We start from the raw sequence: 6,300 nt of genomic DNA, 5'->3' as shown, positions 1-6,300 counted from the left end.
GTGCGCTTGGTCCGGCAGAAGATCATGGCGAGGCCACGGCCCTCGGCCTGGAGGATGCGGGAGACGAGCTCCGGCTTGTCCATGTTGTGCGCGCGCAGGTCGTCCGCCGTCAGCCTGACCTGGGCGCGGATCATCCGGTCCACCGGGTCCGGGCCGCCCTCCTTCACCGTCTGTTCGTACGCCGGCCGCAGTGCCTTCGCGATCGCCTCCAGGTTGCCCGGCAGGGGCTTCCCGTCGCGCGCCGCCTTGTAGGCCGCGTCGACGGCGCCGCAGCGCTGGTGCCCGAGCACCATGACCAGCGGGGTGGCCGAGGTCAGCGGCCCGAACTCCACGGAGCCGGTGACCACCGGGCCGACCGCCTGCGCGCCCGTGCGCAGGACGTACATGTCGCCGAGCCCGGTGTCGAAGAGCAGCTCCGGCGGCACCCGGGAGTCGATGCAGGACAGGATCACCGCGAACGGCGTCTGGCTCTGGGCGACCAGCTGACGGCGCGTGGGGTCCCGGTCGGGGTGCTGGAGGTTGCCGTCCACCCAGCGCTTGTTGCCCTCCATCAGCCGCGCGTAGGCCGCGGCCGGGGTGCTCGCGGCCGGATTGGGCGCTGCGGGCTCGGGCCGGGCCCGGGCGGTGCCGCCGGGCGTGGTGGCCGCCGTGCAGGCCGAGAGCGTGCCCGCGGCGAGCGCCGCCAGGCCGCCGGCCAGCAGGGCCTTGCGGCGCGGCAGTCCTGCGCTGTCCATCGCGTGTTCCTCCGGGGTCGCCGTGCGGGTCCCGTACGTCATGACCCAGACGACTATCGGACGGTGCGCGGGCGTGGCGGCCGCAGGCACGAGCGGGGGAGGCCCCGTTTCGCACCGTCGGCCCACACGGCGGGGGCGCGGTCAGGATTGCGGCAGCGGGCGCGCCGTCACGGGCTGCGAGGGGGCCTGGTGGCCGCCCGAGGCCAGCATGCGCACCTCGCCCCGGTCGCTGATCTCCGCGCGCACGATGCCGGTGGCGTCGGCGTAGACCGGATGCCCGCCGGGGCCGGTCGACTCCGTCCGGTCGACGACCACGGTGTCCCCGCCCGCCCCGGCGCCGCCGGGGAACGTCAGCTCGTACCGTCCCGCGTTCATGCCTCCATCGTGGGCCGCCCCCGCCCGGCCCGCCTTCCGGCTTTGCCTCTTCTTTGCCGGGGCGTGCCGGGGCGTGCCGGGGCGTGCGCGGGCCTAGACGGGCTCGGTGCAGATCACGTCGTAGGGGCGCCCGATGGACAGGGTCAGCTCCATGGGCTCGGTGGTGCCCGACGGGCACTGCTCCTTCTCCTTGACCAGGTCGAGCACCTTGAAGGCGTCGCGCCCGGCGGATGCGCAGGCCACCTCCTGGGCGGTGGAGGAGACGCAGTCCCCCTTCACCAGCTGCCCGCCGCCCGCCCCCGCGTCCCCGGGGTGGTCGCCGGAGAGGTTGCGCCCGCAGACCGTGTGGGTGGGGATGCCGCTGCCCTTGGGCTTGTCCTTGGAGGAGCCGTACGACACGGACACCCGGATCATCAGGTCCGTGCCGGCCGGGCACTGGACCGAACCGGGGAGGATGCCGGCCGAGGTGACCTCCAGCGCCTTGAAGGTCGCGCCGGACTCGTCGCAGCCCATCGCCCGGTACCCGTCCGGTGCCTGCTTGGGGTCGGGGCCGCCGCAGTCGCCCACCTGCCAGGAGCCGCCGCCCTTCGAGGACGCGGACGAGGAGGAGCCGGACCCGGTGTCCTTGCCGCCGCACGCCGCCACGAGCGCGAGGCTCAGGCCGGCCACGGCCACGAGGCCGGCCCGTCGTGCGGCGGTGCGCCGGGTACTGCCGTGCTGGAACATCGTTCTCCCTATCGCTTCGGTGCTTGTGGTGCCGCCGGACGGTAGGCGAAGCGGTCGGCGCCCCGGCGCCCGCGCTTCTCCAGCGGCAGCACCCCCGTGGCCGCCGCCAGCCCGTTCGGGGGCATGTCGAAGTAGATCGCCTCGTACCCGCCCTGGGGCGCGACGTACGTCTCGTGCCAGACCCCCACGTGGCCGCGCAGCTTCCCGGCCCGTTCCTTGCGGTTGATCGCCGCCCACACCCGGTGGTGCAGGGCGTCGGGCGCCGCCGCGTACGCGTAGAGCTTCTCCTTGGACTCCCAGTACTGGACCACGTAGTAGGTGCGCGGCGAGGCCGTCAGCAGGACGTGGTGGAGCAGCCCGCGCGCCTTGTCCTTCTTCAGCTCGCGCAGCATCCGGGGCATGGCCGTGAAGACGGGCAGCCAGGAGTGCACGGCCCAGAAGTGGTTGATGCGCATCCCGATCAGCAGGACCACGGCGTCACCTTCGAGGGCGGCGGTGGTGCGGCCCGGAATCGGCTTGGCGGACACGAGGCCTCCGGATGATGGGGGTTGGATAGCGCTGCTGTCCAACAGGGCGTGATGAGATAGTGGCGCTATCCAAGGAAAGGCGCAAGGGATGCGGCTGTCAGAGCTGAGCGAACGCAGTGGCGTCTCCACCGCGACCATCAAGTACTACCTGCGCGAAGGCCTGTTGGCGCCCGGCCGCCGGATCAGCGCCACCACCGCCGACTACGACGAGGCCCACCTGCGCCGGCTGCGCCTCGTCCGCACCCTGCTCCAGGTCGGCGGGCTCTCGGTGGCGGCGGCGGGGGAGGTGCTCAAGCACGTGGACGACGACTCCCTGGGCCGCTCGATCCGCCTGGGCGCGGCCCTGTGGGCGCTGCCGCACCCGCCCGCGCCGGACGCCGAGGAGGGCGACGAGGCCCAGGTGACGGCGCGCCGGGAGGTCGACCGGCTGCTGGAGGAGCTGGGCTGGGACAGCGCCCGCGAGCTCGCCCCGCTCAACCCGGACCACACCTCGCTGGTGGAGGCGGTCGCCTCGCTGATCCGGCTGGGCTACCCGTGGGACGCGGAGATGATGACCCCCTACGCCCGGATGATGCACCAGGTCGCAGTCCACGACCTGGACTTCGTGGAGACCTACCCCTCGGAGGCGGAGCGGGTGGAGGCGGCCGTCGCCGCCACCATCCTCTTCGAGCCGATCCTCCGGGCCATGCACCGCATCGCACAGCAGGAGGAGACGGTCCGCCGCTACGGCCTCTCCTGACGGGTCCCGGCCACCCCCCTACTCGAAGCGGGCGGTGTCGCCGGCCCCCCGGCGGACGATCTCGGCCTCGCCCGTGGAGAAGTCGATGACGGTCGTCGGCCGGGTCCCGCAGTCCCCGGAGTCGACGACGGCGTCCACCACGTGGTCGAGCCGCTCCTTGATCTCCCAGCCCTGGGTCATCGGCTCGTCCTCACCGGGCAGCAGCAGGGTGCTGGACAGCAGCGGCTCGCCCAGCTCCTCCAGCAGCGCCTGGGTGACCAGATGGTCGGGGATCCGCACCCCGACCGTCTTCTTCTTCGGGTGCTGCAGCTGGCGCGGCACCTCCGAGGTGGCCTTGAGGATGAACGTGTAGGGGCCGGGGGTCGACGCCTTGATCGCGCGGAACACGTCGTTGTCCACGTGCACGAACTGCCCCAGCTGCGCGAAGTTCTGGCACACGAGCGTGAAGTGGTGCTTGTCGTCGAGCTCGCGGATCTGCCGGATCCGCGTCAGGCCCTCCCGGTTGCCCAGCTGGCACCCCAGCGCGAAGCAGGAGTCCGTGGGATATGCGATGAGCGCGCCGGAGCGGATGCTGTCGGCCACGCCGCTGATGGTGCGCCGCTGAGGGTTCTCGGGGTGCACGTCGAAGTACTTCGCCATCCGCCGAGCCTACGGGACGCGGGACCGGGCCGTTCCGCTGCGCCGGCCCCTGCTCCGTCCGGGTTCACTTGGAGTGCCCGTTCGGCCCCAGAACCGAGTTTACGATCATCGGTTCGGCTTCCTGTCGCTTTTGATGCTGCCATCCGGACGCACGACAACTGGGAGGGCTGCGTGGCCACATCGCGGACGAAGGCGTGGAGCACGGCGGCCGCGCTGACGGGAGCCCTGCTGGCCGTCGCCGCCGCACCCGGCCGGACCTCGGGGACCGGTGCCCCGCAGGAGCCGGCCGCGCCCGCCGCGCGGGACGCCGCCGTCACCCTGCTCGTCGGACGGGCCCTGGACGCCCGGGCCCTGGACCGGGGCGGCGCGCCCGCCGCCCGCTGGTGCGCCGCCCCCGCCTTCGCGAGCGGGCCGTGCGGAGCCTGGCGGGAGCAGCGGGTCCGGGCCACCGCCCACGGAGCCGCGGCCCTGATGTGGAACCCGGCCCTCGGCAGCACCGCCACGCTCCCGACCGCCCCCGGCGGCCCCCTGGAGATCGCCCTCGCCCGGTCGGAGGCGGGCCGGCTGACCGACGTGACCGTACGCGACGCGCACGGCCGCCGGCTGGCCGGGGAGCTCACCCCGGACAGCGGCCGCTGGCACAACACCGAACCGCTGCGGGCGGGGGAGGGCTACACCGTGCAGGTCGGCGCCCAGGACGGCGACGGCACCCCCGTCGGCGTGACCCTGGCCTTCCGGACCGCGCGGCCCGCCGCCGAAGGGGGCCGCCTCACCGCCGAGTTCGGCCCCCGCCCCGGGACGTACGGCGCCGGCGAGATCGTCACCGCCGAACTCAGCCACCCCGTACCCGCCGACGCCCCCGAGGCCCGCGCCCGCGTGGAACAGGCCCTCCAGGTCACCTCCGAACCCCACGTCGAGGGCGCCTGGCACTGGGTCGACGACGCCACCCTGCACTACCGGCCCCGCACCTACTGGCCCGCCCACACCGTCGTCCGCGTCCGCAGCGGCCTCGACGGGGTCGAACTCGGCGACCACGGCTACGGAGGCCCCTCCGAACCCCTGGAGTTCACCGTCGGCGACCGGATCGAGGCCGTCACCGACTCCGCCGCCCACGAGATGACGGTCCGCCGCAACGGACGGATCATCAGGACCATCCCGGTCACCACCGGCAAGGCCGGCTTCCTGACCCGCAGCGGCATCAAGGTCGTCCTGGGCAAGGAGGCCAAGGTCCGCATGCGCGGGGACACCGTCGGCATCAAGAAGGGCACCAAGGAGTTCTACGACCTGCCCGTCCTCTACGCCACCCGGGTCACGTGGAGCGGCGAGTACGTGCACGCCGCCCCCTGGTCCGTCGAGGCGCAGGGCGAGGAGAACGTCAGCCACGGCTGCACCGGCATGTCCACCGAGGACGCCGCCTGGTTCTACGAGACGGTTCGCGAGGGGGACATCGTCGAGGTGGTCAACAGCGGCGGCGACCGGATGTCCCCCTTCGACAACGGCTTCGGCGACTGGAACGTGGACTGGCGCACCTGGCTGGCCGGCAGCGCCCTGACCCCCGCCGCCCACCCCGCCCCCCGCATCGACACCACCGCCACCCGCCTCGACCCGACGACGTGACCCCCCTCGGCCCGCACCCCGCCGCCCCGCCTGCTCCGCCCGCTCAGCCCGCGCGCCGGGTCCTGCTGGCGGGCGCGGCCGGGAACTTCGTCGAGTGGTACGAGTTCGGGGTCTACGGCTGCTTCGCCACGGTCCTGGCCACCCGGTTCTTCACCCCCGCGCCGGGAACGGGCCCGGCGGGCCCCGGCCCGCTGCTCGCCGCCTACGCCTCCTTCGCGGTGGCCTTCTTCCTGCGCCCCGCCGGGGCCCTGCTCTTCGGCCGCCTCGGCGACCGGGTGGGCCGCCGCCCCACCCTGATCCTCGTCGTCGGCCTGATGACCCTGGCCACCACCCTGATCGGCCTGCTCCCGACCCGGGAAACGGCCGGCGCCGCCGCGCCCTGGCTGCTCACCCTGCTGCGCGCCCTGCAAGGGCTCAGCGCGGGCGGGGAGTTCGGCGGCGCGGTGGCCCTGATGACCGAGCAGGCACCGCCGGGCCGCCGCGGCCGCCACGGCGCCTGGCAGTCCTTCACCGTCGCCCTCGGCCTCCTCGCCGGCGCGGGAACCTCCGCCCTCCTGGCCGCGCTCCTGCCCCCGCAGGCCCTCACCGCCTGGGGCTGGCGCATCCCCTTCCTCCTGGCCCTCCCCCTCGGCCTGACGGCCCTCACCCTCCGCAAAAACCTCCCGGAACCCACCGGCCACCCCACGCTCCCACGGGCGCCCGCCGCCTGCCGCCCCACGCGCCTGCGTGCGGCCACCGCCGCAACGGCGTCCCCCCACCACGCCCGCCGTGAACGGGCCGACCCCCTCCCCGCGACCTCCGGCCCGGCCCCCGGCGCGGCCTGCCCGGACACCGACGGCACGCCCTCGAACCCGCGCCCCGGTGACCCCGCCCCCGGCGCGGGCTGGGCGCCGGGTGCCGTGCCGGGCGCGGTGGTCGGTGCCGCACCCGGCACGAGCCCGGC

At 74.5% G+C, this 6,300-nt stretch carries 8 protein-coding genes; 3 read left to right on the top strand and 5 right to left on the bottom strand.

What is annotated here, in order from left to right:
- The 4 genes from AB0F18_RS38010 to AB0F18_RS37995 form a co-directional block, all read right to left on the bottom strand.
- On the bottom strand, nucleotides 1–734 hold a 734-nt coding region (locus AB0F18_RS38010), incomplete at its 3' end, for a carbonic anhydrase (RefSeq protein WP_362069756.1).
- A gap of 141 nt (nucleotides 735–875) precedes the next feature.
- Nucleotides 876–1,109, bottom strand: a complete 234-nt coding sequence (locus tag AB0F18_RS38005; RefSeq protein WP_362069753.1) for a DUF6296 family protein — start codon at nucleotides 1,107–1,109, stop codon at nucleotides 876–878.
- 93 nt (nucleotides 1,110–1,202) lie between these two features.
- Nucleotides 1,203–1,835, bottom strand: a complete 633-nt coding sequence (locus AB0F18_RS38000; protein WP_362069750.1) for a hypothetical protein — start codon at nucleotides 1,833–1,835, stop codon at nucleotides 1,203–1,205.
- An 8-nt stretch (nucleotides 1,836–1,843) separates the two neighbouring features.
- The gene (locus AB0F18_RS37995) at nucleotides 1,844–2,362 is read right to left on the bottom strand and encodes a DUF4188 domain-containing protein (RefSeq protein WP_362069747.1); all 519 of its coding nucleotides are present in this window, start codon (nucleotides 2,360–2,362) and stop codon (nucleotides 1,844–1,846) included.
- A gap of 88 nt (nucleotides 2,363–2,450) precedes the next feature.
- Between AB0F18_RS37995 and AB0F18_RS37990 the strand changes: the two genes are divergently transcribed.
- A complete protein-coding gene (locus AB0F18_RS37990; protein WP_362069744.1) occupies nucleotides 2,451–3,101 on the top strand; it encodes a MerR family transcriptional regulator in 651 nt (216 codons plus the stop codon).
- 18 nt (nucleotides 3,102–3,119) lie between these two features.
- Here the strand turns inward: AB0F18_RS37990 and AB0F18_RS37985 are convergent, their stop codons facing one another.
- Entirely contained in the window at nucleotides 3,120–3,740 is a 621-nt protein-coding gene (locus tag AB0F18_RS37985) for an L-threonylcarbamoyladenylate synthase (protein WP_362069741.1), read from the bottom strand.
- Between the two features lie 171 nt (nucleotides 3,741–3,911).
- Here AB0F18_RS37985 and AB0F18_RS37980 point away from each other — a divergent pair, with 171 nt between their 5' ends.
- Both AB0F18_RS37980 and AB0F18_RS37975 read left to right on the top strand, forming a co-directional pair.
- Nucleotides 3,912–5,357 (top strand): Ig-like domain-containing protein, encoded by a 1,446-nt coding sequence (locus tag AB0F18_RS37980; protein ID WP_362069738.1) that lies wholly within the window; start codon nucleotides 3,912–3,914, stop codon nucleotides 5,355–5,357.
- Nucleotides 5,354–6,300, top strand: a 947-nt coding sequence (locus AB0F18_RS37975; RefSeq protein ID WP_362069735.1) for an MFS transporter, incomplete at its 3' end; no start/stop codon positions are given. The genes AB0F18_RS37980 and AB0F18_RS37975, both read left to right, overlap by 4 nt.

Source organism: Streptomyces sp. NPDC029216, assembly GCF_040648015.1.
Taxonomy (GTDB): Bacteria; Actinomycetota; Actinomycetes; order Streptomycetales; family Streptomycetaceae; genus Streptomyces.
The sequence above is the reverse complement of the archived record's forward strand: the minus strand, read 5'-3'. Positions and strand labels throughout refer to the sequence as shown.

Bases quoted from the DNA above. Each gene is read 5' to 3' on its own strand.
- AB0F18_RS38005 (WP_362069753.1), bottom strand. From the start codon at position 1,109: ATGAACGCGGGACGGTACGAGCTGACGTTCCCCGGCGGCGCCGGGGCG.
- AB0F18_RS38000 (WP_362069750.1), bottom strand. From the start codon at position 1,835: ATGTTCCAGCACGGCAGTACCCGGCGCACCGCCGCACGACGGGCCGGC.
- AB0F18_RS37990 (WP_362069744.1), top strand. From the start codon at position 2,451: ATGCGGCTGTCAGAGCTGAGCGAACGCAGTGGCGTCTCCACCGCGACC.
- AB0F18_RS37985 (WP_362069741.1), bottom strand. From the start codon at position 3,740: ATGGCGAAGTACTTCGACGTGCACCCCGAGAACCCTCAGCGGCGCACC.